The organism is Variovorax paradoxus (assembly GCF_024734665.1).
In the GTDB taxonomy this organism is placed as follows: Bacteria; Pseudomonadota; Gammaproteobacteria; order Burkholderiales; family Burkholderiaceae_C; genus Variovorax.
Genome location: NZ_CP102931.1, coordinates 231,274 through 255,947, shown reverse-complemented (window position 1 = coordinate 255,947; position 24,674 = coordinate 231,274). Strand labels below are relative to the sequence as shown.

Below are 24,674 nucleotides of genomic sequence, written 5' to 3'. Positions count from 1 at the left end.
CCTCGCTCTCAGTCGACATGGCACAAGCGCCCAGGCCCCAGGTGAACTCGCAGCAGCACACACAACCGCTCGCGCGCCGCCGCTACGCGCTCGAAATCCGCCAGCACATGGCCTGGCGCTGGCAGGCGCTGATCCTCGCGGCCGCGTTGCTCGTGGGCTTCGCCATCTCTGCCGCGATCCTCGTGGCCGCGGGTGTGCCCGCCGACGAACTCGCCAACGAGTTCGTGATGCAGACCTTCTTCGACGGCCAGAACTTTCGTGCCGTGCTGTTCCAGGCCGCGCCGATGATCCTCGTCGGCCTCGCGGGCTCCATCGCATTCCGCGCGCGCTTCTGGAACCTCGGCCTCGAGGGTCAGATGATCTGGGGCGCCATCGGCGCGACCACCATCTCGATGTGGCAGATCGGCCCCGAGAACCTGCGCCTGCCGCTGATGTTCGCGGCCGCCATCGGCTGCGGCCTGCTGTGGGTGCTGGGTCCCGCGTGGCTCAAGCTGAAGCTCGGCGTGAACGAGATCATCTCGACGCTGATGCTCAACTACATGGCGGCCAACTTTCTGCTGCACCTGGTCTACGGCAGCTGGAAGGACCCGAAGGACAACTTCCCGTACTCGCCGCAGTTCCGCGTATTCGAACGACTGCCCGAGCTGGGCGCGGGCATCGGCAGCTCGATCGTGCTCGCGGGCGTGGTCGCGCTGCTGGCGTGGTGGTTGGTGAGCGTGAGCCGCGTGGGGCTCTACCTGCGCTTCGTCGATGCGAACCCGCGCGTCGCGCATGCCAACGGCGTGCCGGTGCGGCGCACGATCTACGGCGCGGTGCTGCTGTCGGGCGCGATGGCCGGGCTCGCGGGCTTCGCGGTGGTCGCTGGGCAGGAGGGCCGGCTCACGCAGGCCTTCTATCAGGGCTATGGCTTCTCGGGCATCCTCATTGCCTTTCTCGCGCGCAACAACCCGCTCGCGGCCACCGTGGTGGCGCTGCTGGTGGCGGCGCTGTTCGTCACCGGACGCAGCCTGCAGGTGTTCTACCAGGTGCCGTTCTCGATGGTGCAGCTCATCCAGGCGGTGATCGTGGTGTGCGTGGCGTCGAGCGACTTCTTCATTCGCCACCGGCTGCGCCGCGTGGGCGGGGAGGCTGCGCAATGAGCGGCAGCATCATGCTCAACTGGCTCGCGAGCACGCCTGACTTCGCGGTGCCTTATGCGCTCGCGGCACTCGGTCTCATCATCTGCGAGCGCGCGGGCGTGCTCGCGCTCGGCGCCGAAGGGCTGATGCTGGTCGGCGCACTGGCCGGCATCGGCGCGCAGATCGCCATCGGGCAGCCGGCCGTGTCGCTGGTGCTGGCCATGCTCGCGGCCAGCGTGGTGTCGGTGCTGTTCGCGGTGATGGTGATCTGGCTGCGCGTGAACCAGGTGATTGCCGGTCTCGCACTGGTGTTCTTCTGCCAGGGGCTCACGGCGCTGGTCGGCTCAATGGCCGACTGGACCAACCATGCCACCGAAGGCATCGGCGCGATGGCGCTGTGGCCGCTGTCGCTGCTGCCGGGCGTGGGCAGGCTCTTCGAGCAGAACGCGATGGTGTGGCTCACGCTGCCTATCTTCGGCGCGGTGGCGTGGTTCTTCGCACGCACATCCACCGGCCTGCGGCTGCGCGCGGTGGGCGAGAACCCGCAGGCGGCCGATGCGGCCGGCATCCGCGTGACGGCATGGCGCTTCGCGGCGGTGCTCGCGGGCTCGGCGCTGGTGGGGCTGGCGGGCGCTTACATCTCGGTGGTCAGCACCAAGCTGTGGATCGCGGGCATGACCGGCGGACGCGGCTGGATCGCGGTGGGCCTGGTGATCTTCGCGCGCTGGTCGCCGTGGAAGGCGCTGATCGGCGCGCTGCTGTTCGGCTGCATCGAGGCGCTGATTCCGCAGCTTGCCGCTGCCGGCGTGCAGCTGCCGCAGTACTTCGTGATGATGACGCCGTATGCGGTGACGCTCGGCGTGATGGTGTGGGTCGCGCTCTCGCGGCGCGGCGCCGATGAAGAGCCCGGCGCGCTGGGCCAACCCTATGTGAGAGAAGAACGCCGATGAAGGCCTGGGTCTACAACGAAGAGCGCGAGCTCGACGCGGCAAGGTTCGCCGACTACCTGAACCCCGCCACCACCGCGGTCGTCTCCATCGACATGCATCGCGGCCATCTCGACGACAGCCCCGACTGCCCCTGCCCTGCACCACGCGCACGCGACGTGGTGGCGCCCATCGACAGCTTTCATGACGAAGTGCGCGCGCTGGGCGTGCGCATCGTGCACATCAAGTCGGTGCTGCGGCCCGACGGCGTGGACGACATCCGCGGCATTCCGTCCGCATGGCGGCGCACCTTTCCACTGCACGTCGGCGAAATTCCGAATGCCGACGCGCACGCCATCGAAGGCTCGAAGTGGACCGAGTGGGTCACGCGTGTCGAGCCCGGCGACATGCGCGTGGACAGCAAGCGCCGCCTCTCTGCCTTCTACCCGACCGACCTCGACTTTCTGCTGCGCAACCAGCGCATCGAGACGGTCGTGCTCAACGGCGGCTTTACCGACTGCTGCGTGCTCAACACGGCCTTCGACGCCAACAACCACAACTACCGCGTGATCGTGCTGCGCGACCTGGTGCGTGGCACCGACCCGCACCTGGAGGGCGCGGCGCTGGCGATGGTGTCACTGCACCTCGGGCTGGTGGTCGATTCAGCGGAACTGCTGCGCCAGTGGCGCGGATGAATTAACCCGATACGCCAAGCCAGCGTGCGGCCACGCCGGGCATGTCGCCCTGGGCGGCCTGCCACACCATTTCGGGTGCGGCCACATGCACGCCCGGCGGCGCGATGCGCAGCGCCACGTCGACCAGCTCGGCCACCTTCGATGCGCGCACTGGCTGCTCGCTGCTCGGCACCATGAAGCGCACGACGGACAGCATCCACGCGGCCAGCCGCTCGAGCGGGTTGGCGAACTTCGCATTCACCGGCTTGCGCGCCGAGCGCACCAGGATCACGCGCTCGAAGCCGCAGGCCACCACCGCCTGCTCGTCGAGGCTCGCGAGCCCCCGCTTGAGCGCCTCGGGCAGCCGGCCCTGGTCGTGCGGCTGCACGATGGCCAGCGTCTGCACGCCGCAGGCGCGCAGCCATCGGGCCAGTTCGGGCAAATCTGAAGGCTCGGGCACCCACAGCGCGCGTTCGCGGTCGTGGTACAGCCGCGGCGGGTCGAAGGCGACGATGGCCGTGTGGGCCGAAGTCAGCGGCCATTGCGCGATCGGCGGGGCCGGGCTCAGGTAGGTTTCCACGCCGCGCAACCCGTCGCGAATCGGCTCGCGCGCCAGCACGCGGGTATGGGCGTGCCGGTGGCTGCCGGCCAGTCGCCGCAGCAGCTCCGCTCCCAGCGCACCGGTCGCGCCCGCGATCAGCAGCGTGCCGAAAGCGTCGGAAGCAACGGGCAGTACCGCACGGTTGGCGGCCTGCAGGGCTTGTAGAGGGTCGAGGGACATGGAGCCATCTATGCTACCTTCCGGCAATTCTGCGGAGGTAATGCAAATGATGATGAAGCGCTGGTTCTTGATTCTCGCGGCGGTCTTGTCCCTGAGCGGATGCGGCTACAACCAGTTCCAGTCCCTCGACGAGGCCAGCAAATCGGCCTGGAGCGAGGTGCTCAACCAGTACCAGCGGCGCGCCGACCTCGTGCCCAACATCGTGGCCACCGTGAAGGGCGAAGCCAGCTTCGAGCAGGACACGCTCACCAAGGTGATCGAGGCGCGCGCCAAGGCCACCTCGATCCAGGTGACGCCCGAGACGCTGAACAACCCCGAGGCCTTCAACAAGTTCCAGCAGGCGCAGGGCGAACTTTCTTCGGCGCTGTCGCGGCTGATGGTGGTGTCGGAGCGCTACCCCGAGCTCAAGGCCAACCAGGCCTTCCGCGACCTGCGGGTGACGCTGGAAGGCACCGAGAACCGCATCACCGTGGCGCGCAACCGCTACATCGAAAGCGTGCAGGAGTACAACGTGCTCGCTCGCAGCTTCCCGACCAACATCACGGCCAAGATCTTCAGCTACGCGCCGAAGCCCAACTTCTCGGTGCAGAACGAGGCGCAGATTTCCACGCCGCCTACTGTCGACTTCAGCGCTCCGAAGAAGTAAGCCAGCACCAATGGCCATTGCCGCACTGCTCCGTCGCGCACTGGCCGCGCTCGTTCTCGCGACCCTGGCCGGGGTCGCGCTGGCCCAGGGCCTGCTGCCGGTGCCCGCGCTCACGGCGCGGGTGATCGACCAGACCGGCACGCTGGACAGCGCACAGCGCAACGGCCTGGACACCAAGCTCGCGGCCTTCGAGCAGCGCAAGGGTTCGCAGATCGTGGTGCTGATGGTGCCGACCACCGCGCCCGAGGACATCGCCAGCTACACGCAGCGCGTGGGCGACGCCTGGAAGATCGGCCGCAAGGACGTCGGCGACGGCCTGCTGGTGGTCGTGGCCAAGGACGACCGCAAGATGCGCATCGCCACCGCCAAGGCGCTCGAAGGCGCGGTGCCCGACCTTGCGGCCGTGCGCATCATCGACGAGGAGATGAAGCCGCGCTTTCGCAACAACGACTTCGCGGGCGGGCTGAACGCGGCGGTGGACCGGCTCATCGGCCTGGTCGACGGCGAGCCGCTGCCGGAGCCTTCGCGCGACACGGGCAGCGGCGGCGGTGGTGGTGGCTTCGACTGGGAGAACCTCGCGATCTTCCTGTTCGTAGGCGTCTTCATCGGTGCGCCGGTCGCGCGCGCCGTCCTCGGCAAGAAGCTGGGCACGGTGGTCGTGGGCGGCGGTGTGGGCGTGGTCGTTTTCTTCATCACCACCAGCATCGCCATCGCGGTGATCGCGGCGCTTGTCGCGCTTATCGTCTCGCTGGTCGCGGGCGCCGGGCGTCCGGGCGGCGGCGGTGGTGGCGGCTGGAGCTCCGGTGGAAGCGGTGGCTGGAGCAGCGGCGGTGGGGGCGGCGGCGGAGGCGGTGGTTTCAGCTCCGGCGGCGGCGGCAATTTCGGCGGCGGCGGCGCGTCGGGGGACTGGTGAACACGATGACGACGACCAATCCAACCGACGCCAGCTTCTTCTCGAAGCTCGGCCGCATCTGGCGCCATCGCTGGATCGACGAGTCCGAGGTTCGCCGTGCACTGCCACCGGCCACATTGGAGCGCCTTGCAGGCCGCGTGGCCGCGAGCGAGCGGCGCCACAGCGGCGAGATCCGCATCTGCGTCGAGGCCGGCCTGCCGATGTCGTACCTGTGGCGCCATGCGCCGCCGCGCGAGCGTGCCGTCACGCTGTTCGGCAAGTTGCGCGTGTGGGACACCGCGCACAACAACGGCGTGCTCATCTACCTGCTGCTGGCCGAGCACGCCATCGAGATCGTGGCTGACCGCGGCATCAATGCGCGCGTGAACGATGCCGAATGGGCCGCGATGGCGCAGCGCATGGGCGCAGCTTTTGGTGAAGGGCGCTTCGAGGATGGGCTCACGCAGGCGCTGGAAGAGATCTCGGCCCTGCTGGTGGAGCACTTTCCGCTGGGCGAGAACGATGTGGACGTGAACGAGTTGCCGGACGAGCCGGTCGTGCTCTAGCCTTCCTGCGGCGGCAAGGCCCACACGGCATCGCCACCCACCGCATGAAAGCGCCGCCCCGGCGCCGATTCCATCAGCCAACCACCTGTGAACTCGCCGAATGCCGGCAGCACAGCCTGCTGCGCATCGCTCACGAAGCAAGGCAGCCGCACGCTGTCACGGCCCGGGCCATGAAGCCTGCAAACGGGATGCAGGTGCCCCGCCAGCACGAAGTGCGTGGCATGGGTCTGCGGATGGTGGCAGCAGGCGAACGGCCCGAGCAGAAAAGGCTCGTCGACCACCTCGATGCCGAGCGTGTCCGGCGGATCGCCCGCGCGGCTGTCGTGATTGCCGCGCACCAGCGTCATTGCGACGGCTGTATGGCCCACGCGCCAGGCCTCCACCGTGGCGAGCACCGTGCGTGCCTGCGCCGCGTGCAGGAAATCGCCAAGGAACACGATGCGCTGCGGAGCATGCCGTTCGATCAGCACATCGAGCCGCGCCAGGTTTTCCTGCGTGGTGCCGCCCGGCACCGGCTGGCCGAGCGCGCGGTAGGTCGCAGCCTTGCCCAGATGCAGGTCGGCCACGAACAGCACGCGCGCATCGGGCCACCACAGTGCCCGCTCGGGCAGCAGGTGCAGCAGTTCGCCCGCCCAATGGACAGGGAGCGGCGATGCGGAGGAGTCTGGGGAGGTCACGGACTGGAAGTGTCGCAAAAGACGCTCCGGCAGGCGACCGTCTTGCAATGGGCTCCAGCAGCCCCCAGTTTCTGCAGATGACCGAATCGCCCCCGCTGCACATCGTCTGCCCGCACTGCCACACGACCAACCGCGTGCGCGCGGCGCAGCTGGGCAGCGCGCCCGACTGCGGCAGCTGCCACCAGCCGCTTTTCACTGCCCATTCGACCGCGCTGCCGGACGAAGCTACCTTCGATCGCCACATCTCGCGCAACGAAATCCCGGTGCTGGTCGATTTCTGGGCGCCCTGGTGCGGCCCCTGCCGCCAGATGGCGCCAGGCTACGAGCAGGCCGCGGCCCAGCTCGAACCACGGGTGCGGCTGGCCAAGGTCGACACCGAGGCCGTGCCTGCCCTGGGCGCGCGCTTCAACATCCGCAGCATCCCGACGCTGGCCCTGTTCCGCGGTGGCCGCGAAGTGGCGCGACAAGCAGGCGCGATGAGTGCGGCGGACATCGTGCGATGGGTGAAGGCGCACGGCGCCGGCTGATCTGCTCACAGGGGCGGCAACGGACGCGAAGGCCGCCTGCGCTCGCGTCGGGCGCTTGAAGGCCTCGCCGGCTTGCCCAACCCCTCCTGCCCAAAGGCCAGCGTGCCCTTCACGCGCTCCACGCCGCCGGCCGTGACCGCTCCGCCCGCAGCCTTCTCCAGCTGCTCGACCATGCGTGCGATGCGGTCGGCCACGCTCTCATTCGACAGCTTCTCGCGGAACAGCTCGACCATCAACGGAAACGAGAACGGCGTCGGCCGCGCAAGCGGCTTCAGCACGAGCTGCTGCGTCGCCATGCGCTCCAGGCTGGCGCGCAGGCGGCCGATTTCGAGTTCCTGAGAGAGCAGCTCCTGCTCGGCCTGCTGCAGCAGCCTGTTGCCGGGGTCGTACTTGCGGAACACCTCCCAGAACAGCGAGGACGAGGCCTGCAGCTGCTTGCTGCTGCGCTTCTCGCCCGGGTAGCCCTGGTAGATGAGCCCCGACACGCGCGCGATCTCGCGAAAGCGCCGCTGCGCGAGTTCGCTCGCGTTGAGCGACGCCAGCACTTCGTGCAGCAACGCCGCATGCGCGTCGTTGCCTTCCGGCAGCTTCAGCACCTGCGGCAGCAGCGCGGCCCAATCGACCTCTGTCGCACTCAGCAACTCGAAACCGTAGTCGTTGACCGCGATCGAGAAAGTGCGCGCCTCGTGCTGCGCAACGCGCCAGGCCAGCAGGCTCGCAAGCCCGAGGTGCACATGCCGGCCCGCGAACGGATAGAGGAACAGGTGCGAGCCCTCGCGCGTGCTCAGCGTCTCGGCCAGCAGCGTCTGCGGTGTCGGCAGTGCCGACCACTGCTGCTGTATTTCGAGCAGCGGGCGCACGCATTGCAGCTCGGGCGAGTCGTAGTGCCCCTCGCCGGCCAGCGCCAGCTGCTGCACCACCGCATCGGCCAGCGTGTTCGACAGCGGCATGCGCCCGCCGCTCCAACGCGGCACCGCAGGGCGCTTGCCACTCGCGCGCCGCACCCAGGCCGTCATGTCATGGATACGCACGAGTTCGAGCAGCCGGCCGCCGAACAGGAAACAGTCGCCGGCCTTCATGCGCGCGACGAAGCTCTCTTCGACGTTGCCGATCTTCGAGCCACCGAGGTACTGCACCGACATGCTCGCATCGCTCACGATGGTGCCGATGTTCATGCGATGCCGCCGCGCGAGCCGCGCATCGGGCACGCGCCAGACACCTTCCGCATCGGGCACGGCGCGCCTGTAGTCCGGGTAGGCCGCGAGCGAGGGGCCGCCTTGCGAGACGAAGTCGAGGCACCACTGCCAGCTCTCGCGCGAAAGGCCTTCGTACGCAGCCGTGCCGCGTACCTCGTCATACAGCTCGTCGGGCACGAAGCCACCGCCGAGCGCCACAGTCACCAAGTGCTGCACCAGCACGTCGAGCGGCTGGTCGGGTGATTGCCGCGCCTCGATGTGGCCCGCCGCAATGGCCGTGCGCGCAGCCGAGCCCTCCACCATTTCCACGCTGTGCGTGGGCACGAGCGTGATGCGCGACGGCCGCCCCGGCGCATGGCCCGAACGGCCCGCGCGCTGCAGCAGCCGTGCCACGCCCTTGGGCGAGCCGATCTGCAGCACGCGTTCGACCGGCAAAAAGTCCACGCCCAGGTCCAGGCTCGACGTGCAGACCACGGCCTTCAGCTCACCACTCTTCAGGCCCAGCTCGACCCACTCGCGCACTTCGCGGTCGAGCGAGCCGTGGTGCAGCGCGATGAGGCCGGCCCACTCGGGCTTGGCCTCCAGCACGGCCTGATACCAGATCTCGGCCTGCGAGCGGGTGTTGGTGAAGACCAGCGCAGTCTTGCTCGCAGCTATCTCTGCGATCACCTGCGGCAGCATCGTAAGGCCGAGGTGCCCGCCCCACGGAAAGCGCTCGGCGGTGCCGGGCAGCAGCGAATCGATGACGAGTTTCTTCGGCACCTGGCCTTGCACCAGCACACCGTCTTCACGGCCCAGCAACGCATGCATCGCCTCATGCAGATTGCCCAGCGTGGCCGACATGCCCCAGATCGCAAGACCCGGGTTCCAGCGCTTCAGCCGCGCGAGCGCGAGCTGCACCTGCACGCCGCGCTTGTTGCCGAGCAGCTCGTGCCATTCGTCGACCACCGCCATCTGCACGTGGCCGAGCACCTCGCGGGCATCGGCACGCGCGAGCAGCAGCGAAAGGCTTTCGGGCGTGGTGACGAGCACCGTGGGCAGGCGCTGGTTCTGCGCGCTGCGTTCGGCAGACGTGGTGTCGCCACTGCGCGCGCCCGCGCTCCACGGATGCACTTCGGCGCCAAGGGCTTCGAGTGGTTGCTGCAGGGCGCGCAGCGTGTCGGCCGCAAGCGCGCGCATGGGTGTGAGCCACAGCACGGTGAGCGGCGGGGCCGCAGGCCGCGCGCTTGCCTTGCGAGCCTGCGATAAGGCTTGTAGCGCGCCGAGCCACACCGCGTAGGTCTTGCCCGCGCCGGTAGTGGCATGCAGCAGGCCGGACCTGCCTTCGCCGATGGCCTTCCAGACCTCGCGCTGGAATTTGAAGGGCTTCCAGCCGCGCGCGGCGAACCACGCATCGAGCGCCTGCTTGACGGCCTTTTTCATACGGGCAACAACGCCGCCAGCGTCTGCAGGGTGTCCGCCTCTTCCACCGGCTTGTCTTCGCGCCACCGCAGCATCCGCGGGAAACGCACGGCGATGCCGCTCTTGTGCCGCATGCTGCGCGCGATACCTTCGAAGCCCAGCTCGAACACCAGCGTCGGCTTCACGCTCTTCACAGGTCCGAAGCTTTCCACCGTGGTCTTGCGGATGATTGCGTCCACGCGCGCCATTTCGGCATCGGTGAGGCCCGAGTAGGCCTTGGCGAAAGGCACGAGCTTGCGGTCTTCCTGCCCGGGCGGGCCGTCCCACACGGCGAAGGTGTAGTCGCTGAAGAGGCTCGCGCGCCGGCCGTGGCCGCGCTGCGCGTAGATCAGCACCGCATCGACGCTGAGCGGGTCGATCTTCCACTTCCACCACACGCCGACGTCCTTGGTGCGGCCCACGCCGTACTGCGCGTCGCGGCGCTTGAGCATCATGCCTTCGACGCCCATGGTGCGTGCCGCTTCGCGCTGGCGTGCGAGGTCACTCCAGTCAATGCCCGTGAGCATCGGGCTCGGCAGCATTGAGGGATGCTGCATGCGCGTGACCAGATCGTCGAGCAGCGTGCGGCGCTGCGACTGCGGCAGCGTGCGCAGGTCGCGCCCTTCCCATTCGAGGATGTCGTAGGCCAGCAGCACCACGGGAATGTCGCGCAGCAGCTTCGCGCCCAGCGTCTTGCGGCCGATGCGCTTCTGCAGCTCGGCGAAGGGCTGCACGCGGTCGTCGCGCCAAACGGCAATCTCGCCGTCGAGCACGGTGCCATCGGGCAGAGCCTCGCCGAGGACGGCGAGCTCGGGGAAGCGCTCTGTCACCAGTTCTTCGCCACGCGACCACAGCCACACGACGCCCGCGCGCTTGATGAGCTGCGCACGGATGCCGTCCCACTTCCACTCCACGATCCAGTCGGAAGGTGGGCCCAGCGCGGCATCGAACTGTTCGAGCGACAGGTTGAACGGATGCGCGAGGAAGAAGGGGTACGGCTGGCCGCTGGTCTTCTGCACCTGCTCGGCGCCCGACTCGGGGGCGATGAGCGTGCGGTAGTCGTCGGCCCTTGGCCGCGCGCCGATGTGCGTGTAGCCCATGAGCCGCTGCGCGACGCGCTTGGCATCGATGCCACCGACCGCGGCGAGCGCCTGCGTGACCTGCAGCTTCGACACGCCGACGCGGAACGCACCGGTGATGAGCTTGAAGTACACCAGTCGCTCTTCGGCAGCGAGCTGCCGCCACTGTGCGCGCAGGCGGTCTGCAAGCTGCTCGGGCGAGGTCTTTGCGGCTTCGCGCAGCGGCAGCAGATGCTGCTCGACCCAGCCCGCGAGGCCGAGCTCATGCGCCTCGCTCGGTGGCGGCAACAGCAGCGCAATGGTTTCGGCGAGATCGCCCACGGCGTCGTAGCTTTCGTCGAACAGCCATTCGGGCAGGCCCGCCGCTTCCTGTGCAAGCAGTCGCAGCAGCTTGGTGGGCACGAGCTGGCGCGGCTTGCCGCCGGCGAGGAAGTAGACGGCCCATGCGGCATCGGCTGCATCGGCCTCACGCAGGTAGCGCTGCAGTGCCGCCTGCTTGGCGAGGCTCGACGTGCTGGCGTCGAGGTCGCGGTAGAGGGCGGCGAAGGCTTTCATGCCTCTGCCTCCTGATCGTCCTCGTCGCCGTACTCGGTCTTGAAGCCCTGCGCGTCGAGTCCGTTCTCGGTGAGCCATCGCACCATCACCTGCACGCTGCCGTGCGTGACGAACACGCGCTCCGCGCCGGTGCCTGCAATTGCCTGCTGCAGTCCAGGCCAGTCGGCATGGTCGGACATCACGAAGCCGCGGTCCACGCCGCGCCGCCGCCGGGTGCCGCGCAGTTGCATCCATCCGCTCGCGAAAGCGTCTGCGTAGTTGCCGAAGCGCTTCATCCACGGCGAGCCCTGTGCAGATGGCGGCGCGAGCACCAGCGCGCGCTTCAGCAATGCGGCATCGACGCCTTCATCGCTCACGCGCAAGGTAGGCGGCAATGCCACGCCCGCCGCCCGGTACACGGCGTTGAGCGGCTCCACCGCCCCGTGCACGACGATCGGCCCGATGCTCGCGTCCACCCCATGCAGGATGCGCTGCGCCTTGCCGAAGGCGTAGCAGAACAGCACCGACGCGCGCCCTGCTTCCGCATTGGCGCGCCACCATGCATCGATCTCCGCGAACAGCACGGCCTGCGTTGGCCAGCGGTAGATCGGCAGGCCGAAGGTCGACTCGGTGATGAAGGTGTCGCAAGGCACGGGCTCGAAGGGCGTGCAGGTGCCGTCGGGCTCGGTCTTGTAGTCGCCCGAGGCCACCCACACGCGCCCACCGTGCTCGAGCCGCACCTGCGCCGAGCCCAATACATGGCCGGCAGGATGCAGCGAGACGCGCACGCCGTGGTGCTCGATGGCTTCGCCGTAGGGCAGCGTCTGCAGGTCGATGTCAGGGCCGAGCCGCGCGCGCAGCGTGCCGGCGCTGTCGGTGTGGGCCAGGTAGTGCGCATGCCCGGGGCGCGCGTGGTCAGAGTGCGCGTGCGTGATGACGGCGCGCGCCACCGGCCGCCACGGGTCGATGTAGAAATCGCCGGGCGGGCAGTACAGGCCCTCGGGCCGGGCGACAACGAGGAGATCTTCTTCCTGCTTTGCGGGCATGGCACGCCATGGTAGGCGCAGCCGGGCTTGCGCGACAGGCTATGGTTTTTGCGGCCGGTTCTTCATCATGTCGAGCACGTTCATCTTCATGCCGTTGGACATGACCATGTCGCCCGGCTTCTGGTCGGCCTTGCAGGGGCCGATCCACTTGGCTTCCATGACGCTCGCGCCTTCGGCGCGGCCCATCAGCGGCGGGTTGTAGGTCGACTTGCTTTCCATGCGGTAGGCGGTGCTGAAGTCGCCGCTCATCACCGCATGCGAGGTGGCGACGGTGTTGCCGATCTTGCAGACCGAGTCCATCACCAGCTTGCCGCCGTCGGCACGCAGCTCCTGCTTGGAGCACATGTCCTTGCCCATGCCCTGGCCCATGTCGCGCAAGGCCTTGTCGCTGGCCGCGTCGATGCACTGCTGCATGGTGTGACCAGCGCCGGCGCCCTTGCCCGTGGGGTCGCCGGTCTGGATTTCCCACAGGCCGGGCTTGCGCGATGGAAAATCGAGCGCGAACGCGGGACACGCGGTGGCACTGGCCGCCATGCAGGCAGCGACGGCGGACAAACGGATCTTCATGACGGGCTCCCGCATCGGTGGACGACGATCCCCGGGTTGTACCGCGCGCACCGCGGCGGCGGAATAGCGCAATCGGCCTAAGCCGGACGCGCCTGCTGCGCCGGCGCGAGCACCGGGCCGCGCTGCCGCGTGGCGACACCGAGGGCCACGCCCAGCGCAAGGCCACCCAGCACATCGATCAGAACGTGCTGGCGCACCGCCATCGTCGAATAGACGATACCCACGGCCCAGGCCACGTTAACGACGCGAAGCCACACCGGCGCCCCCACATCGCGCAACTGCCGCGCCAGCATGACGCAGGCGAACACCGAGAACGAGACATGCAGCGAGGGAAAGGCATTGCCAGCCGAATCGACCATCTTGAGGAACTGCAGCGAGGTGCCCGGCGCGGCCTCGACCGCGAAGTTGGGAATCGCCGTGGGCATGAACCAGAACACGAGCAGCGCCAGCGCCGTCATGGCCGCGCAGCCGAAGGAAAAGCCCAGCAGCTCGCGCCTGTCTTTGGCCAGCAGCACCGGCAGCGCGATATAGCCCCAGAGCGAGAGGTACACCGGCAGCAGCATCGGCCAGAAGGCAATCAGCCGGTCGACGGGCGTGAGCGGCAGCACCCAGGCCTGACCGGCGTTCTTCATGATCCAGAAGTACAGCGGGAAGAAGCCGAGGGTGGCGACGGTGTTGCCGACCAGCTTCAGGGGGAACAGCGTGATGCAGCGGCGCCAGAGGGCGGCGAGCCAGGGCTGCGTTGCCGGTGATGAAGAAGAAGCGTCGGATGCGGAAGGTGTCATGGAGGCCTGTGCAGCGCGCTGCGCGCTACCAGGGCGTCCACTTTAATTCGCTTTTCGACGAAGCCACCGTGCGTTCGATGAAGCGCACCCCACGCGCGCCGTCTTCCACGCGCGGGTAGTCGGCATCCAGCGGATCGGCCGGCTGGCCCGCGAGCCGGGCGCGGATGTCCGCCGCCACGCCCATATAAACATTCGCAAAAGCCTCGATGAAGCCTTCAGGATGCCCCGCCGGCAGCCGGCTCGCACGCTGCGCCGATTCGCACAGCCACGACGCGCCGCGCGTCAGCACGCGCAGGGGCCCGTCATGCGGCAGATGCACCAGCCGGCTCGGCTGCTCCTGGCGCCATTCGAGCGTGCCCAGCGTGCCCGACACGCGCAGGCGCAGGTCGTTCTCCAGCCCGGTGTTGATCTGCGAAGCGATGAGCACGCCGCGCGCACCGCCCTCGAAGCGCAGCAGCAGGCTGCCGTCGTCGTCGAGCATGCGTCCCGGCACCAGCGCGCCGAGGTCGGCGCACAGGCTTTCGATCTGCAGTCCGGTGACGGTGGCCACGAGGTTCTCGGCGTGCGAGCCGATGTCGCCGACGGCACCGGCCGCGCCGCTGCGTGCGGGGTCGGTGCGCCAGTCGGCCTGCTTGTTGGTGCCACCTTCGACATGGCTCGCAAGCCAGCCCTGGTTGTATTCGACGACGACCTTGCGCACCTCGCCGATCTGGCCCGAGCGCACCATCTCGCGCGCCTGCCGCACCATCGGATAGCCGGTGTAGTTGTAGGTAACGCCGAACACCGTGCCCTGCTTCGCCACGGTCGCGACCAGCGCATCGGCCTGCTCGCGGGTGTGCACCAGCGGCTTGTCGCACACCACGTGGAAGCCCGCTTCGGCAAAGGCCTGTGCCACCGGAAAGTGCACATGGTTGGGCGTGACGATCGACACGAAGTCGATGCGCTCGCCCGCCGGGCGCTTCAGCTCGTCGGACAGCAGCGCCTGCCAGTCGCCGTAGTTGCGGTCGTCGGCCAGGCCGAGGTCGCGGCCCGAGGCGCGCGCCTTGTCCGGGCTCGACGACAGCGCGCCGGCCACGAGCTCGATCTGGCCGTCGAGCGCCATGGCCTTGCGGTGCACGCCGCCGATGAAGGCGTCGCGGCCACCGCCGACCATAGCGTAGCGGAGCTTGCGCAGAGGTGTGTCGGTCATCAATCGTCTCGGTATTTCCTGAAACTGTTCCCTCTCCCTCTGGGAGAGGGCTAGGGTGAGGGCATCGGCGCTTGCGCGCGCACAGCCTTTGCCATCGCCGTCGGCCCTCACCCCAACCCTCTCCCCGAGGGGAGAGGGAGCAAGGCAAGGCGACCGTCAGAACGGCGAGTTCGGGTGGTAGAAGTCCTTGGCGTTGTCCTTCGTGATCAGCACCGAAGGAATGATCGTCGTCGCCGGCAGCTTCTCGCCCTTCAGGCGTGCCTCGGCCGTCAGCTTGATCGCGTCGTAGATGAACTTCGGCGAGTAGCTCACGTCGGCCGTGATGCGCTTGTCCTTGCCGTCCATGATGGTCTTGACCATGCCCTTGGCGCCCGCGCCGCCGAAGATGATCTTGATATCGTCGCGCTTGGCCTGCTCGATGGCCTTGAGCACGCCCACGGCCATGTCGTCGTCGGCGGCCCAGATGGCGTCGATGCTCTTGAAGCGCGTCAGGTAGTCCTGCGTGACCTTGAAGGCGTCGTCGCGGTTCCAGTTGGCGTACTTGGCATCGAGCAGCTTGATGTCGGGGCTTCCCTTGAGCACGGCGTTGAAGGCGTCCATGCGCTCGTTGTCGAGCGTGGTCGCGATGCCGCGCAGCGCCACCACGTTGCCCTTGCCGTTCAGCTGCTTCACGATGTACTCGGCCGGGATCTTGCCGAACGCCGTGTTGTCGCCGGCCACGTAGGCATCTTGTGCACTGGTGTCGGTGAGGCCGCGGTCGACCACAGTGACGTAGGCGCCCTTGGCCTTGACCTGCGCGACAGGCTTGGTCAGCGCAGCCGATTCGAAGGGGAACACGACCAGCGCGTTGATCTTGGTGACGGTCGACAGGTCTTGCAGCTGGTTGGCCTGCTCTGGCGCGTTGGCAGCTGTCTTGATCGTGATCTTCAGGTCCTTGTGTTCCTTCTCCAGGTCTTTCTTCGCCTGGTTGGCCCAGTAGTTGATGCCGCCCATGAAGCTGTGCGTGGCCGCGGGAATCGAAACGCCGAGGTTGACCTTTTCCGCGGCAAGCGCAGGCAGGCTGGCGAACGCTGCGGCGGCAACTGCCGTGAGTGCGAGGCGTCGGGTGAAAGTCGTCATGCTGGGTGTCTCCTTGTGGTTGATGGAACGAACGGGAAAGGGATTAGCGGCGTCCTCGCTGAAGGAACGCGACGATGATGATCACGAAGCCCTGCACGGCAGCATTCAGGTACACGCTGATGATGCTGGTGAGGTTCAGGATGTTGCTGATGACCGAGAGCAGGATCGCGCCCACCACGGTGCCCGTGATGCTGCCCGCGCCGCCCTTGAGCGCGGTGCCGCCGACGATCACCGCGGCGATAGCTTCGAGCTCCCACAGCAGGCCGGTGGTCGGAGAGGCCGAGCCCAGGCGCGGCACGTACAGCAGCGTGGCAATGCCCACGCACACACCGAGCAGCACGTAGGTGAGGATCTTCACGCGGTCGACGTCCACGGCCGCATAGCGCGCAACCTGTTCGTTCGAGCCGATGGCCTGCACGTAGCGCCCGTAGGCCGTGCGGTTGAGGATCACGCCGCCGATGACCGCGACGATCACGAACACCCAAACCGGCACCGGGATGCCCGCAAGGCTCGCGTAGTACACCGGTGCATAGAGGTCCGACAGGTCGTTGTCGAGCGTGAGCGCGCCGCCGTCGGCAAAGTACGTGAGGTACGCGCGGAAGATGCCGAGCGTGCCCAGCGTCACGATGAAGGGCTCGATGCGGCCCTTGGTGATGAGCAGGCCATGCGCAAGGCCGAACACCGCACCGAGCACCACCGCCAGCACCGCCCCCATCACCACCGCGAGCAGCGGCGAGCCCGAGGCCGGCCCGGCCCAGTTGATGAACATGATCACGCTGCCCGCGATGAGCGCGGCCATCGAGCCCACCGACAGGTCGATGCCGCCCGAGATGATCACGAAGCACATGCCCACCGCGATGATGCCGATGAAGGCTGTGCGCGTGAGCACGTTCATTGCGTTGTCGAGGGTCGCGAAGTCGCCGTTCAGCAGCGTGCCGGCGATGCACAGCAGCACGAGGCCGATGACCGGGCCGAGCCCGTGCAGGCGCTGCACCCAGCCCGGCTTGGCCTCGCTGCGGTGCTGCTGCTGCGCGGCTTCAAGCGTCTGCGGTGGTGTTGGCTGTTCCGGTGGCATGAGCGATGAGCTCCTCTTCAGTCAGATGGTCCGCGTCGAGCGTGGCAACGAGGCGGCCCGCGCGCATCACCGCGACGCGGTGGCACAGGCCGATCAGCTCCATCAACTCCGACGAGACGACGATCACCGCGAGCCCTTCGCGGGCGAGTCGCTGGATCAGGAAATAGATGTCGCGCTTGGCGCCCACATCGACGCCACGCGTAGGCTCGTCGAGCACCACCACCTTGGGCTGCGGCTGAAGCACTTTTGCAAGCGCGAGCTTCTGCTGGTTGCCGCCCGACAGCGACGATGCCTTGACGTCGAGCGAACCGGTGCGGATGCCGTAGTCCTTCACTGCCTCGGCCAGCGCGCCGCGCTCGGCATCGGGCTTGAGCCAGGGCTGGGCATAGCGTTCGAGCGCCATCAGCGTGAGGTTCTGGCGCAGGCCGAAGTTGACGTGCAGGCCCTTGCCCTTGCGGTCTTCACTGAGGTAGGTGAGGCCGTGCTTCGCGGCATCGCGCGGGTTGCGCCAGCCCTTGTTGTGGGGCACGGGCTTGCCGAGCATCTCGACGCTGCCGCTCGCGGGGCGCAGGCCGAGCAGGCCTTCGAAGAGCTCGGTGCGGCCCGCGCCGACGAGGCCCGCGAAGCCGAGGATCTCGCCGGGGCGCACTTCGAAGCTCGCGTCCTGCGCCCAGCTGGGCACGCTGAAGTTGCGCACGCGCATGGCGGGTGCGTCGGCCGCGACGACCACGTCGCGCGGCGGGTACAGGTCGGCCAGTTCGCGGCCCACCATGAGGTTGGCCATCTGCTGGCGTGTGACCTCGGACGTAGGTGCGCGCGCGACGAAGCGGCCGTCGCGCATGACGATCACTTCGTCCGTCACCTGCTCCACTTCGTCGAGCTTGTGCGAGATGTAGACGATGGTCACGCCATCGGCGCGCAGCTGGGCAATGAGCTTGAACAGGCGCTCGGTCTCGCCCGGCGTCAACGTGGCGGTGGGCTCGTCCATGATGAGCAGGCGCGCTCGGCGGGCGATGGCTTTTGCGATCTCGACGAGCTGCTTCTCGGCGACGATGAGCTTTCGCACCTTGGTGCGGGGGTCGATGTTCAGGCCCACTGCTGCAAGTGCGGTGGCGGCGTCGCGCTCCATCGATGCGTCATCGAGCAGCCAGCCTTTCTTCTTCTCGTGGCCGAGGAAGATGTTCTGCGCCACGCTCAGGTCTTCGGCGAGATTGAACTCCTGGTGGATCAGCACGATGCCCAGCGCTTCGGCATCACGCGAACTCGCGAACTGCTGCGGCTGCGCGTTGACGCTCAGCGTGCCACCGCTCAGCGGCTCGTAGCCAGCCAGGATCTTCATCAGTGTTGACTTGCCCGCGCCGTTCTCGCCGAGCAGTCCGTAGACGTGGCCTGGCGCGAGCGCAAAGCTCACGCCGTGCAGCACCTGCACGGGGCCGAAGGCCTTCACCACGCCATCGAACTCGACAGCGACGCTGCCCTTGATGTTCTCAGCCGCGTTCATGGCGCCACTCCGCGGGCCTTCAGGGTCTCTTGCATCGCAAGCACGCCGGCACCGATCAGGCCGCCCTGCATGCCCAGCGGGGTGTACTGAATTTCGAGATGTCGCGTGGAGAGCGCCAGCGAGCGCTGGTACACGCTCTGCCGCACGGCCGCGAGAAACAGCGGGCCGATGCGCGTGATGCCGCCGCCGATGAACACATGCGACGGATTGAAGAAGTTGACGACCGACGCGAGCATCTGCCCGATCAGGCTTCCCGCGCGCTGGATGATGGCGTTGGCGGCCGTGTCGCCGCCGCGGCTGGCCTGGCCCACATCGATGGCGTCGATGCGCCCGTGCACGCGCAGGCATTCGGCCAGCGTCGCGCTTTCACCGGCCTCGGCGGCCTGCATCGCCATGCGCGTGATCGCAGGGCCGGCGGCCATGGCCTCGACGCAGCCGAGGTTGCCGCAATGGCAGCGCGGGCCTTCCTGGTCGACGCAGATGTGGCCCACGTCGCCGGCCGAGCCTGCCGCGCCACGGTACACCTCGCCGTGGCAGACGATGCCGCAGCCAATGCCGGTGCCGATCTTGATGACGAGGAAGTTGGTCAGCGAACGCTTGAGGCGCCACAGTTCGCCGAGCGCCATGAGGTTCACGTCGTTGTCGACGAAGACGGGCGCCGCGTAGTCCTCGCGCAGGTAGTCGCGGATCGAGAAGCTGTCCCATGCGGGCATCAGCGGCGGATTCACGAGCTGGCCGATCTCGAAGTTGACGGGGCCGGGCACGCCGATGCCGATGCCGAGCACGTCCTTGGCGCTCGCGTTGCAGCGGGCCAGCAGCTCGCGCATGAGCGTGCGCACCCGAGCCAGCACCACGGCCGGGCCTTCGCGCACGTCGGCGGGTTCGTCGTGCTGAGCGAGCACGGTGAGGTCGGGCCGAAGCACGGCCACGTCGAGGCTGGTGGCGCCGATGTCGATGCCGATGAGCACGCCGAGTCCGGCATGCAGCTGGAGGTTTTCGGCGCGACGGCCGCCCGATGAGCGTTGCAGGCCAGCTTCGGCGAGCAGGCCCTGGTCGACGAGGCCGGCGATCAGCCCGTTGGCCTTGCTCTTGGAGAAGCCAAGTTGCTCGGCCATGGCATGGCGCGAACCGCCGGCCGACCAGAAGGTCGTTTCCAGCAGCCGCATTTCGTCCGCAGTGATGCCACTCCAGGGTGCCACGCGCTTTGTCTCCGGTGTTCTTTTGCTTTGCGCCCGCAGCCCCGGCTGCTGGACGAAGGCGAATACTAGGCGGCGCTCTTCAGCCAGACAAGGCCGAACTTCGACCATGTTTCAGCCGAAGATGATCGAATGAAAGCGTACAGACGCAAAAAAGCCGCCCGAAGGCGGCTTCTTGTCGGAGCAATCGGAAAGGCCGATTACTTCTTCTGGCGGTACTTGCGCAGTGCTGCGATCTGGGCGGCCATAACAGCCAGCTCCGATTGCGCCATCGCGATGTCGATGTCGCTCTTCGCGTTCTTCAGCGCTTCCTCGGCGGCGGCCTTGGCCTGGTTGGCCTTCTCGTCATCGAGGTCCTTGCCGCGGATCGCGGTGTCGGACAGCACGGTAACGGCGTTGGGCTGCACTTCGAGAATGCCGCCGGCCACGAAGACGAACTCTTCCTTGCCGTCGGCCGTTTCGATGCGCACTGCACCAGGGCGGATGCGCGTGATCAGCGGAGTGTGGCGCGGATAGATGCCGAGCTCACCGGCTTCACCGGGCAGCGCGACGAACCTGGCTTCGCCCGAGAAGATCGACTCTTCCGCGCTGACCACGTCGACGTGAATGGTGTTTGCCATCTGAGTTCCTATGCCGCCTTACGCGACCTTCTTGGCTTTTTCGAACGCTTCGTCGATGCTGCCCACCATGTAGAACGCTTGTTCCGGCAGGTGGTCGGCTTCGCCGTTCACGATCATCTTGAAACCACGGATGGTTTCAGCCAGCGGCACGTACTTGCCGGGCGAGCCCGTGAACACTTCGGCCACGTGGAACGGCTGCGACAGGAAACGCTGGATCTTCCGGGCGCGGGCCACGGCCAGCTTGTCGTCGGGAGCCAGTTCGTCCATGCCCAGAATGGCGATGATGTCGCGCAGTTCCTTGTAGCGCTGCAGCGTGCCTTGCACGGCGCGGGCCACGTTGTAGTGCTCTTCGCCGACCACGTTCGGGTCGAGCTGGCGCGAGGTCGAATCCAGCGGGTCAACGGCGGGGTAGATACCGAGCGAGGCGATGTCACGCGACAGCACCACGGTCGAGTCCAAGTGGGCGAAGGTGGTAGCGGGCGACGGGTCGGTCAAGTCGTCGGCAGGGACGTACACAGCCTGGATCGAGGTGATCGAGCCGACCTTGGTCGACGTGATCCGCTCTTGCAGGCGGCCCATTTCTTCTGCCAGCGTCGGCTGGTAGCCCACGGCGGAAGGCATGCGGCCCAGCAGAGCCGACACTTCGGTACCGGCCAGCGTGTAGCGGTAGATGTTGTCCACGAAGAACAGAACGTCACGGCCTTCGTCGCGGAACGACTCGGCGATGGTCAGGCCGGTCAGCGCCACGCGCAGACGGTTGCCCGGAGGTTCGTTCATCTGGCCGTAGACCATGGCCACCTTCGAGTCCTCGAGCTTCTCGAGGTTCACGACGCCGGAGTCGGCCATCTCGTGATAGAAGTCGTTGCCTTCGCGGGTACGTTCACCCACACCGGCGAACACCGACAGACCCGAGTGAGCCTTGGCGATGTTGTTGATGAGTTCCATCATGTTCACGGTCTTGCCCACGCCGGCGCCGCCGAACAGGCCCACCTTGCCGCCCTTGGCGAACGGGCACACCAGGTCGATCACCTTGATGCCGGTTTCCAGCAGGTCTTGCGAAGGCGACAGTTCGTCGTACGCGGGAGCCTTGCGGTGGATGGAAGCGGTGAGCTCCTGGCCCACGTCGCCGCGCTCGTCGATCGGACGGCCGAGCACGTCCATGATGCGGCCGAGCGTGGCCTTGCCGACCGGCACGGTGATGGGCGCGCCGGTGTTGGTCACGATCAGGCCGCGGCGCAGGCCGTCGGACGAGCCCAGCGCAATGGTGCGCACCACGCCGTCGCCGAGCAACTGCTGAACTTCGAGGGTCAGCCCGCCGCCTTCGAATTTCAAGGCGTCGTACACCTTGGGCATCTGGTCACGCGGGAACTCCACGTCGACCACGGCGCCGATACATTGGACAATTTTTCCTTCAGCCATGGCGTTTCCTTCTGGATGGATCTCAATAAATTTGCGACAGGTTCTTGCAGAAGCGTCCTGGTGCCAAAACGGGCCGCTTTTGCAAGAATGCCGGACGGGCCGGCACCCTTGAATCTCTACTTCTTCTCGTCAGTTCATCAGCACTTCATGGCCGTCGCTTGCGCAGCGAAGGCGTCCGAAGCAGCCTTGCAGGCCTGACCCAACGCAGCCTTGTCGGCACCCATTGAAGCCCAGGTGGCCTTCGTCTGGTCGAGGCTGGCCTTCATCGCGTCAGCAGCGGCGCCGCTTTGCGAACCAACGCAGGTCTGCACCTTGGCCAGGTAGTCGTTGCACTCCTGCGGCAGGTCGGCGGCCGATGCCGTCGGGGCTGCAGCGGGAGCTGCCGGTGCTGCTGCGGGCGCAGGAGCCGGAGCGGGCGCGGCGGGTGCAGCAGCGGGAGCCGGTGCAGGCGCGGGCGCCTCTTCCTTCTTGGAGCAGGCAGTCAGAGCGGCAGCAATCGCCACCAGAGCAAGAATCTTCTTCATTTTGCGCAGAGTCCCCTTAAATAAAGGCCTTGGGTTACCGGGCGCGCAGAGCGCATCCGATCAGCAACGCGGCCTGTTGCATTGCCTCAATCAAACGCCTGCGGCCGCGGCCGCGCCGGACACGATTTCGGACAGCTCTTTGGTGATGCCTGCCTGACGGGTCTTGTTGTAGACCAGCTTCAGTTCGCTGATCACGTTGCCCGCGTTGTCGGTCGCAGCCTTCATGGCCACCATGCGCGCCGAGTGTTCGGACGCCATGTTTTCGGCCACGGCCTGGTACACCAGCGATTCCACGTAGCGCACCAGCAGCTCGTCGATCACGCTTTGCGCGTCGGGTTCGTAGATGTAGTCCCACGAATGATGACCCGACTCGGTTTGCAGCGTCTCGGCCTTCAGCGGCAGCAGTTGCTCCACCATCGGCTCTTGCTTGATGGTGTTGATGAACTTCGTGTAGCACAGGTACACCGCCGACAGCTTGCCTTCGGCATAGGCGTCCAGCAGCGTCTTGACCGGCCCGATGAGCTTGTCCAGATGCGGCGTGTCGCCCAGCTGCGTCACATGGGCCACCACGCGGGCGCCGATGCGATTCAGGAAACCCAGGCCCTTGTTGCCGATGGCGACCGACTCGACCACGTTGCCCGCTGCCTGCGCTTCGCGCAGCTTGCCGGTGACGGCGCGCAGCAAGTTGGTGTTCAAGCCGCCGCACAGGCCCTTGTCGCTGGTCACGATGATGAAGCCGACGCCCTTGGCATCGGTCGTCTTCATGAACGCGTGGGTGTACTCCGGGTTCGCCTTGCCGAGGTTGGCTGCGATGTTGCGGATCTTTTCGCTGTAGGGGCGAGCGGCGCGCATGCGTTCCTGCGCCTTGCGCATCTTGGAAACCGAGACCATTTCCATGGCCTTGGTGATCTTCTTGGTGTTTTCCACCGATTTGATCTTGCCGCGGATTTCCTTACCAGCTGCCATGAGAGCTCCTTCTTGCGTCGATCAAGGGGTCGATCAGGCGAACGACTTCTTGAACGCGGTGACGGCTGCCAGCAATTCGGCTTCCGCTTCCTTGTCAAGCGCCTTGGCCTTCTCGATCTTGTCGAGCAACGGGGCGTGGCTGGACTTCAGGAACTGGTGCAGGCCATGTTCGAACGGCAGCACCTTCTTGATTTCGAGGTCGTCCATGAAGCCCTTGTTCACGGCGAACAGCGACGCGCCCATCAGCGAGATCGGCAGCGGGCTGTACTGTGCCTGCTTCAGCAGTTCGGTCACGCGGGCACCGCGGTCGAGCTGCTTGCGGGTGGCTTCGTCCAGGTCGGAAGCGAACTGCGCGAACGCAGCCAGCTCTCGGTACTGCGCCAGGTCGGTACGGATACCGCCGGACAGGCCCTTGATGATCTTCGTCTGAGCCGACGAACCCACGCGCGACACCGAGATACCGGCGTTGATGGCGGGGCGGATACCTGCGTTGAACAGGTTGGTTTCCAGGAAGATCTGGCCGTCGGTGATCGAGATCACGTTGGTCGGCACGAAAGCGGACACGTCGCCGGCTTGCGTTTCGATGATCGGCAGTGCGGTCAGCGAACCGGTCTTGCCCTTGACCTCACCCTTGGTGAAGGCTTCGACGTAGTCGGCGTTCACGCGGGCTGCGCGCTCGAGCAGACGGCTGTGGAGATAGAACACGTCGCCGGGGTAGGCTTCGCGGCCCGGCGGGCGGCGCAGCAGCAGCGAGACCTGGCGGTAGGCAACGGCCTGCTTGGACAGGTCGTCATAGACGATCAGGGCGTCTTCGCCGCGGTCGCGGAAGTACTCGCCCATCGTGCAACCCGAGTAGGCCGACACGTATTGCATGGCAGCCGATTCCGAAGCGGAAGCCGCAACCACGATGGTGTAGTCCATGGCACCGGCTTGTTCCAGTGCGCGCACCACGTTCTTGATCGACGAAGCCTTCTGGCCGATCGCAACGTAGACGCAGGTCATGTTCTGACCCTTCTGGTTGATGATCGCGTCGATGGCCACTGCCGTCTTGCCGGTCTGGCGGTCGCCGATGATCAGCTCGCGCTGGCCACGGCCGACGGGCACCATCGAGTCGATGGACTTCAGGCCGGTCTGCATCGGCTGGTCGACCGACTTGCGGGCGATCACGCCCGGTGCGACCTTTTCGATCACGTCGGTCATCTTGGCGTTGATCGGACCCTTGCCGTCGATCGGCTGGCCCAGTGCGTTCACCACGCGGCCGATGAGCTCGGGGCCCACGGGCACTTCCAGAATGCGGCCCGTGCACTTGACGGTGTCGCCTTCGGAGATGTGCTCGTACTCGCCCAGAATCACGGCGCCGACCGAGTCGCGTTCGAGGTTCAGCGCCAGGCCGAACGACGGCGTGCCGTCTGCCGTGGGCGGGAATTCGAGCATTTCGCCCTGCATCGCGTCGGACAGGCCGTGCACGCGCACGATGCCGTCCGTCACCGACACCACGGTGCCTTCGTTACGGATGTTGGCGCTGACCCCGAGGCCCTCGATGCGGCTCTTGATCAGTTCGGAAATTTCTGCGGGATTGAGTTGCATGACTCTTTCCTTCTTTCTTTGAGG

24 protein-coding genes are annotated in these 24,674 nt (G+C 67.0%); 7 read left to right on the top strand and 17 right to left on the bottom strand.

The features are described from left to right. Nucleotides 1-17: 17 nt before the first annotated feature. From NWF24_RS01210 to NWF24_RS01200, 3 genes are read left to right on the top strand one after another with little or no spacing between them, the layout of a single operon-like run. Nucleotides 18-1,139 carry an ABC transporter permease gene (locus NWF24_RS01210; protein ID WP_375338496.1) on the top strand — a complete coding sequence of 374 codons (1,122 nt, stop codon included), beginning with the start codon at nt 18-20 and terminating at the stop codon, nt 1,137-1,139. Further along, complete coding sequence (locus NWF24_RS01205) at nt 1,136-2,068, top strand: ABC transporter permease (protein ID WP_258352646.1); 933 nt, start codon at nt 1,136-1,138, stop codon at nt 2,066-2,068. The genes NWF24_RS01210 and NWF24_RS01205 overlap by 4 nt, the downstream gene beginning before the upstream one ends. After that, nucleotides 2,065-2,739: a cysteine hydrolase family protein gene (locus tag NWF24_RS01200; RefSeq protein ID WP_258352645.1), complete on the top strand. Its 675-nt coding sequence runs from the start codon at nt 2,065-2,067 to the stop codon at nt 2,737-2,739. The genes NWF24_RS01205 and NWF24_RS01200 overlap by 4 nt, the downstream gene beginning before the upstream one ends. A gap of 1 nt (nt 2,740) precedes the next feature. Here the strand turns inward: NWF24_RS01200 and NWF24_RS01195 are convergent, their stop codons facing one another. Next, nucleotides 2,741-3,499, bottom strand: coding sequence for a hypothetical protein (locus NWF24_RS01195; RefSeq protein WP_093057717.1), 759 nt, complete (start codon nt 3,497-3,499; stop codon nt 2,741-2,743). Between the two features lie 46 nt (nt 3,500-3,545). Between NWF24_RS01195 and NWF24_RS01190 the strand changes: the two genes are divergently transcribed. From NWF24_RS01190 to NWF24_RS01180, 3 genes are read left to right on the top strand one after another with little or no spacing between them, the layout of a single operon-like run. Continuing rightward, complete coding sequence (locus NWF24_RS01190) at nt 3,546-4,145, top strand: LemA family protein (RefSeq protein WP_198788361.1); 600 nt, start codon at nt 3,546-3,548, stop codon at nt 4,143-4,145. Between the two features lie 10 nt (nt 4,146-4,155). After that, nucleotides 4,156-5,058, top strand: a complete 903-nt coding sequence (locus NWF24_RS01185; RefSeq protein WP_258352644.1) for a TPM domain-containing protein — start codon at nt 4,156-4,158, stop codon at nt 5,056-5,058. Nucleotides 5,059-5,063: 5 nt separating this feature from the next. Next, nucleotides 5,064-5,603, top strand: a complete 540-nt coding sequence (locus tag NWF24_RS01180) for a TPM domain-containing protein (RefSeq protein ID WP_258352643.1) — start codon at nt 5,064-5,066, stop codon at nt 5,601-5,603. Here NWF24_RS01180 and pdeM read toward each other — a convergent pair. Beyond that, nucleotides 5,600-6,280: a ligase-associated DNA damage response endonuclease PdeM gene (gene pdeM / locus NWF24_RS01175; protein ID WP_258352642.1), complete on the bottom strand. Its 681-nt coding sequence runs from the start codon at nt 6,278-6,280 to the stop codon at nt 5,600-5,602. The genes NWF24_RS01180 and pdeM overlap by 4 nt on opposite strands. A gap of 77 nt (nt 6,281-6,357) precedes the next feature. On the opposite strand from pdeM, the gene trxC reads away from it, so the two are divergent. Beyond that, complete coding sequence (trxC, locus tag NWF24_RS01170) at nt 6,358-6,807, top strand: thioredoxin TrxC (protein WP_258352641.1); 450 nt, start codon at nt 6,358-6,360, stop codon at nt 6,805-6,807. Between the two features lie 5 nt (nt 6,808-6,812). Here trxC and NWF24_RS01165 read toward each other — a convergent pair whose 3' ends face one another. From NWF24_RS01165 to atpA, 15 genes are all read right to left on the bottom strand, one after another. After that, the gene (locus NWF24_RS01165; protein ID WP_258352640.1) at nt 6,813-9,425 is read right to left on the bottom strand and encodes a ligase-associated DNA damage response DEXH box helicase; all 2,613 of its coding nucleotides are present in this window, start codon (nt 9,423-9,425) and stop codon (nt 6,813-6,815) included. Next, nucleotides 9,422-11,077: an ATP-dependent DNA ligase gene (locus NWF24_RS01160; RefSeq protein ID WP_258352639.1), complete on the bottom strand. Its 1,656-nt coding sequence runs from the start codon at nt 11,075-11,077 to the stop codon at nt 9,422-9,424. The genes NWF24_RS01165 and NWF24_RS01160 overlap by 4 nt, the downstream gene beginning before the upstream one ends. Then, a complete protein-coding gene (locus NWF24_RS01155) occupies nt 11,074-12,102 on the bottom strand; it encodes a ligase-associated DNA damage response exonuclease (protein WP_258352638.1) in 1,029 nt (342 codons plus the stop codon). Before NWF24_RS01155 ends, NWF24_RS01160 begins: the two co-directional genes overlap by 4 nt. A gap of 39 nt (nt 12,103-12,141) precedes the next feature. Next, complete coding sequence (locus tag NWF24_RS01150; RefSeq protein WP_258352637.1) at nt 12,142-12,669, bottom strand: DUF3617 domain-containing protein; 528 nt, start codon at nt 12,667-12,669, stop codon at nt 12,142-12,144. Nucleotides 12,670-12,746: 77 nt separating this feature from the next. Continuing rightward, nucleotides 12,747-13,454, bottom strand: a complete 708-nt coding sequence (locus tag NWF24_RS01145) for a phosphatase PAP2 family protein (protein WP_258352634.1) — start codon at nt 13,452-13,454, stop codon at nt 12,747-12,749. Between the two features lie 25 nt (nt 13,455-13,479). After that, nucleotides 13,480-14,643, bottom strand: coding sequence for a Gfo/Idh/MocA family protein (locus tag NWF24_RS01140; protein WP_258352633.1), 1,164 nt, complete (start codon nt 14,641-14,643; stop codon nt 13,480-13,482). 156 nt (nt 14,644-14,799) lie between these two features. Further along, nucleotides 14,800-15,762: a substrate-binding domain-containing protein gene (locus NWF24_RS01135; protein WP_258352630.1), complete on the bottom strand. Its 963-nt coding sequence runs from the start codon at nt 15,760-15,762 to the stop codon at nt 14,800-14,802. Between the two features lie 43 nt (nt 15,763-15,805). Beyond that, complete coding sequence (locus tag NWF24_RS01130) at nt 15,806-16,837, bottom strand: ABC transporter permease (RefSeq protein WP_258352628.1); 1,032 nt, start codon at nt 16,835-16,837, stop codon at nt 15,806-15,808. After that, nucleotides 16,800-18,338 carry a sugar ABC transporter ATP-binding protein gene (locus NWF24_RS01125; RefSeq protein WP_258352623.1) on the bottom strand — a complete coding sequence of 513 codons (1,539 nt, stop codon included), beginning with the start codon at nt 18,336-18,338 and terminating at the stop codon, nt 16,800-16,802. The genes NWF24_RS01130 and NWF24_RS01125 overlap by 38 nt, the downstream gene beginning before the upstream one ends. Continuing rightward, nucleotides 18,335-19,504 (bottom strand): ROK family protein, encoded by a 1,170-nt coding sequence (locus NWF24_RS01120; protein WP_258355405.1) that lies wholly within the window; start codon nt 19,502-19,504, stop codon nt 18,335-18,337. Before NWF24_RS01120 ends, NWF24_RS01125 begins: the two co-directional genes overlap by 4 nt. 230 nt (nt 19,505-19,734) lie before the next feature. Continuing rightward, nucleotides 19,735-20,154: a F0F1 ATP synthase subunit epsilon gene (locus NWF24_RS01115; RefSeq protein ID WP_093057730.1), complete on the bottom strand. Its 420-nt coding sequence runs from the start codon at nt 20,152-20,154 to the stop codon at nt 19,735-19,737. Nucleotides 20,155-20,172: 18 nt separating this feature from the next. Then, nucleotides 20,173-21,573 carry a F0F1 ATP synthase subunit beta gene (atpD, locus tag NWF24_RS01110; protein WP_258352619.1) on the bottom strand — a complete coding sequence of 467 codons (1,401 nt, stop codon included), beginning with the start codon at nt 21,571-21,573 and terminating at the stop codon, nt 20,173-20,175. A 137-nt stretch (nt 21,574-21,710) separates the two neighbouring features. Further along, nucleotides 21,711-22,097 carry a hypothetical protein gene (locus tag NWF24_RS01105; RefSeq protein WP_093057732.1) on the bottom strand — a complete coding sequence of 129 codons (387 nt, stop codon included), beginning with the start codon at nt 22,095-22,097 and terminating at the stop codon, nt 21,711-21,713. A 90-nt stretch (nt 22,098-22,187) separates the two neighbouring features. Then, nucleotides 22,188-23,063: a F0F1 ATP synthase subunit gamma gene (gene atpG, locus NWF24_RS01100; RefSeq protein WP_093057733.1), complete on the bottom strand. Its 876-nt coding sequence runs from the start codon at nt 23,061-23,063 to the stop codon at nt 22,188-22,190. A 33-nt stretch (nt 23,064-23,096) separates the two neighbouring features. Beyond that, nucleotides 23,097-24,650: a F0F1 ATP synthase subunit alpha gene (gene atpA, locus NWF24_RS01095; protein WP_093057734.1), complete on the bottom strand. Its 1,554-nt coding sequence runs from the start codon at nt 24,648-24,650 to the stop codon at nt 23,097-23,099. Nucleotides 24,651-24,674 lie beyond the last annotated feature (24 nt).

Bases quoted from the DNA above. Each gene is read 5' to 3' on its own strand.
- NWF24_RS01210 (WP_375338496.1), top strand. From the start codon at position 18: ATGGCACAAGCGCCCAGGCCCCAGGTGAACTCGCAGCAGCACACACAA.
- NWF24_RS01205 (WP_258352646.1), top strand. From the start codon at position 1,136: ATGAGCGGCAGCATCATGCTCAACTGGCTCGCGAGCACGCCTGACTTC.
- NWF24_RS01200 (WP_258352645.1), top strand. From the start codon at position 2,065: ATGAAGGCCTGGGTCTACAACGAAGAGCGCGAGCTCGACGCGGCAAGG.
- NWF24_RS01195 (WP_093057717.1), bottom strand. From the start codon at position 3,499: ATGTCCCTCGACCCTCTACAAGCCCTGCAGGCCGCCAACCGTGCGGTA.
- NWF24_RS01190 (WP_198788361.1), top strand. From the start codon at position 3,546: ATGATGATGAAGCGCTGGTTCTTGATTCTCGCGGCGGTCTTGTCCCTG.
- NWF24_RS01185 (WP_258352644.1), top strand. From the start codon at position 4,156: ATGGCCATTGCCGCACTGCTCCGTCGCGCACTGGCCGCGCTCGTTCTC.
- NWF24_RS01180 (WP_258352643.1), top strand. From the start codon at position 5,064: ATGACGACGACCAATCCAACCGACGCCAGCTTCTTCTCGAAGCTCGGC.
- trxC (WP_258352641.1), top strand. From the start codon at position 6,358: ATGACCGAATCGCCCCCGCTGCACATCGTCTGCCCGCACTGCCACACG.
- NWF24_RS01165 (WP_258352640.1), bottom strand. From the start codon at position 9,425: ATGAAAAAGGCCGTCAAGCAGGCGCTCGATGCGTGGTTCGCCGCGCGC.
- NWF24_RS01160 (WP_258352639.1), bottom strand. From the start codon at position 11,077: ATGAAAGCCTTCGCCGCCCTCTACCGCGACCTCGACGCCAGCACGTCG.
- NWF24_RS01155 (WP_258352638.1), bottom strand. From the start codon at position 12,102: ATGCCCGCAAAGCAGGAAGAAGATCTCCTCGTTGTCGCCCGGCCCGAG.
- NWF24_RS01150 (WP_258352637.1), bottom strand. From the start codon at position 12,669: ATGAAGATCCGTTTGTCCGCCGTCGCTGCCTGCATGGCGGCCAGTGCC.
- NWF24_RS01145 (WP_258352634.1), bottom strand. From the start codon at position 13,454: ATGACACCTTCCGCATCCGACGCTTCTTCTTCATCACCGGCAACGCAG.
- NWF24_RS01140 (WP_258352633.1), bottom strand. From the start codon at position 14,643: ATGACCGACACACCTCTGCGCAAGCTCCGCTACGCTATGGTCGGCGGT.
- NWF24_RS01135 (WP_258352630.1), bottom strand. From the start codon at position 15,762: ATGACGACTTTCACCCGACGCCTCGCACTCACGGCAGTTGCCGCCGCA.
- NWF24_RS01130 (WP_258352628.1), bottom strand. From the start codon at position 16,837: ATGCCACCGGAACAGCCAACACCACCGCAGACGCTTGAAGCCGCGCAG.
- NWF24_RS01125 (WP_258352623.1), bottom strand. From the start codon at position 18,338: ATGAACGCGGCTGAGAACATCAAGGGCAGCGTCGCTGTCGAGTTCGAT.
- NWF24_RS01120 (WP_258355405.1), bottom strand. From the start codon at position 19,504: ATGCGGCTGCTGGAAACGACCTTCTGGTCGGCCGGCGGTTCGCGCCAT.
- NWF24_RS01115 (WP_093057730.1), bottom strand. From the start codon at position 20,154: ATGGCAAACACCATTCACGTCGACGTGGTCAGCGCGGAAGAGTCGATC.
- atpD (WP_258352619.1), bottom strand. From the start codon at position 21,573: ATGGCTGAAGGAAAAATTGTCCAATGTATCGGCGCCGTGGTCGACGTG.
- NWF24_RS01105 (WP_093057732.1), bottom strand. From the start codon at position 22,097: ATGAAGAAGATTCTTGCTCTGGTGGCGATTGCTGCCGCTCTGACTGCC.
- atpG (WP_093057733.1), bottom strand. From the start codon at position 23,063: ATGGCAGCTGGTAAGGAAATCCGCGGCAAGATCAAATCGGTGGAAAAC.
- atpA (WP_093057734.1), bottom strand. From the start codon at position 24,650: ATGCAACTCAATCCCGCAGAAATTTCCGAACTGATCAAGAGCCGCATC.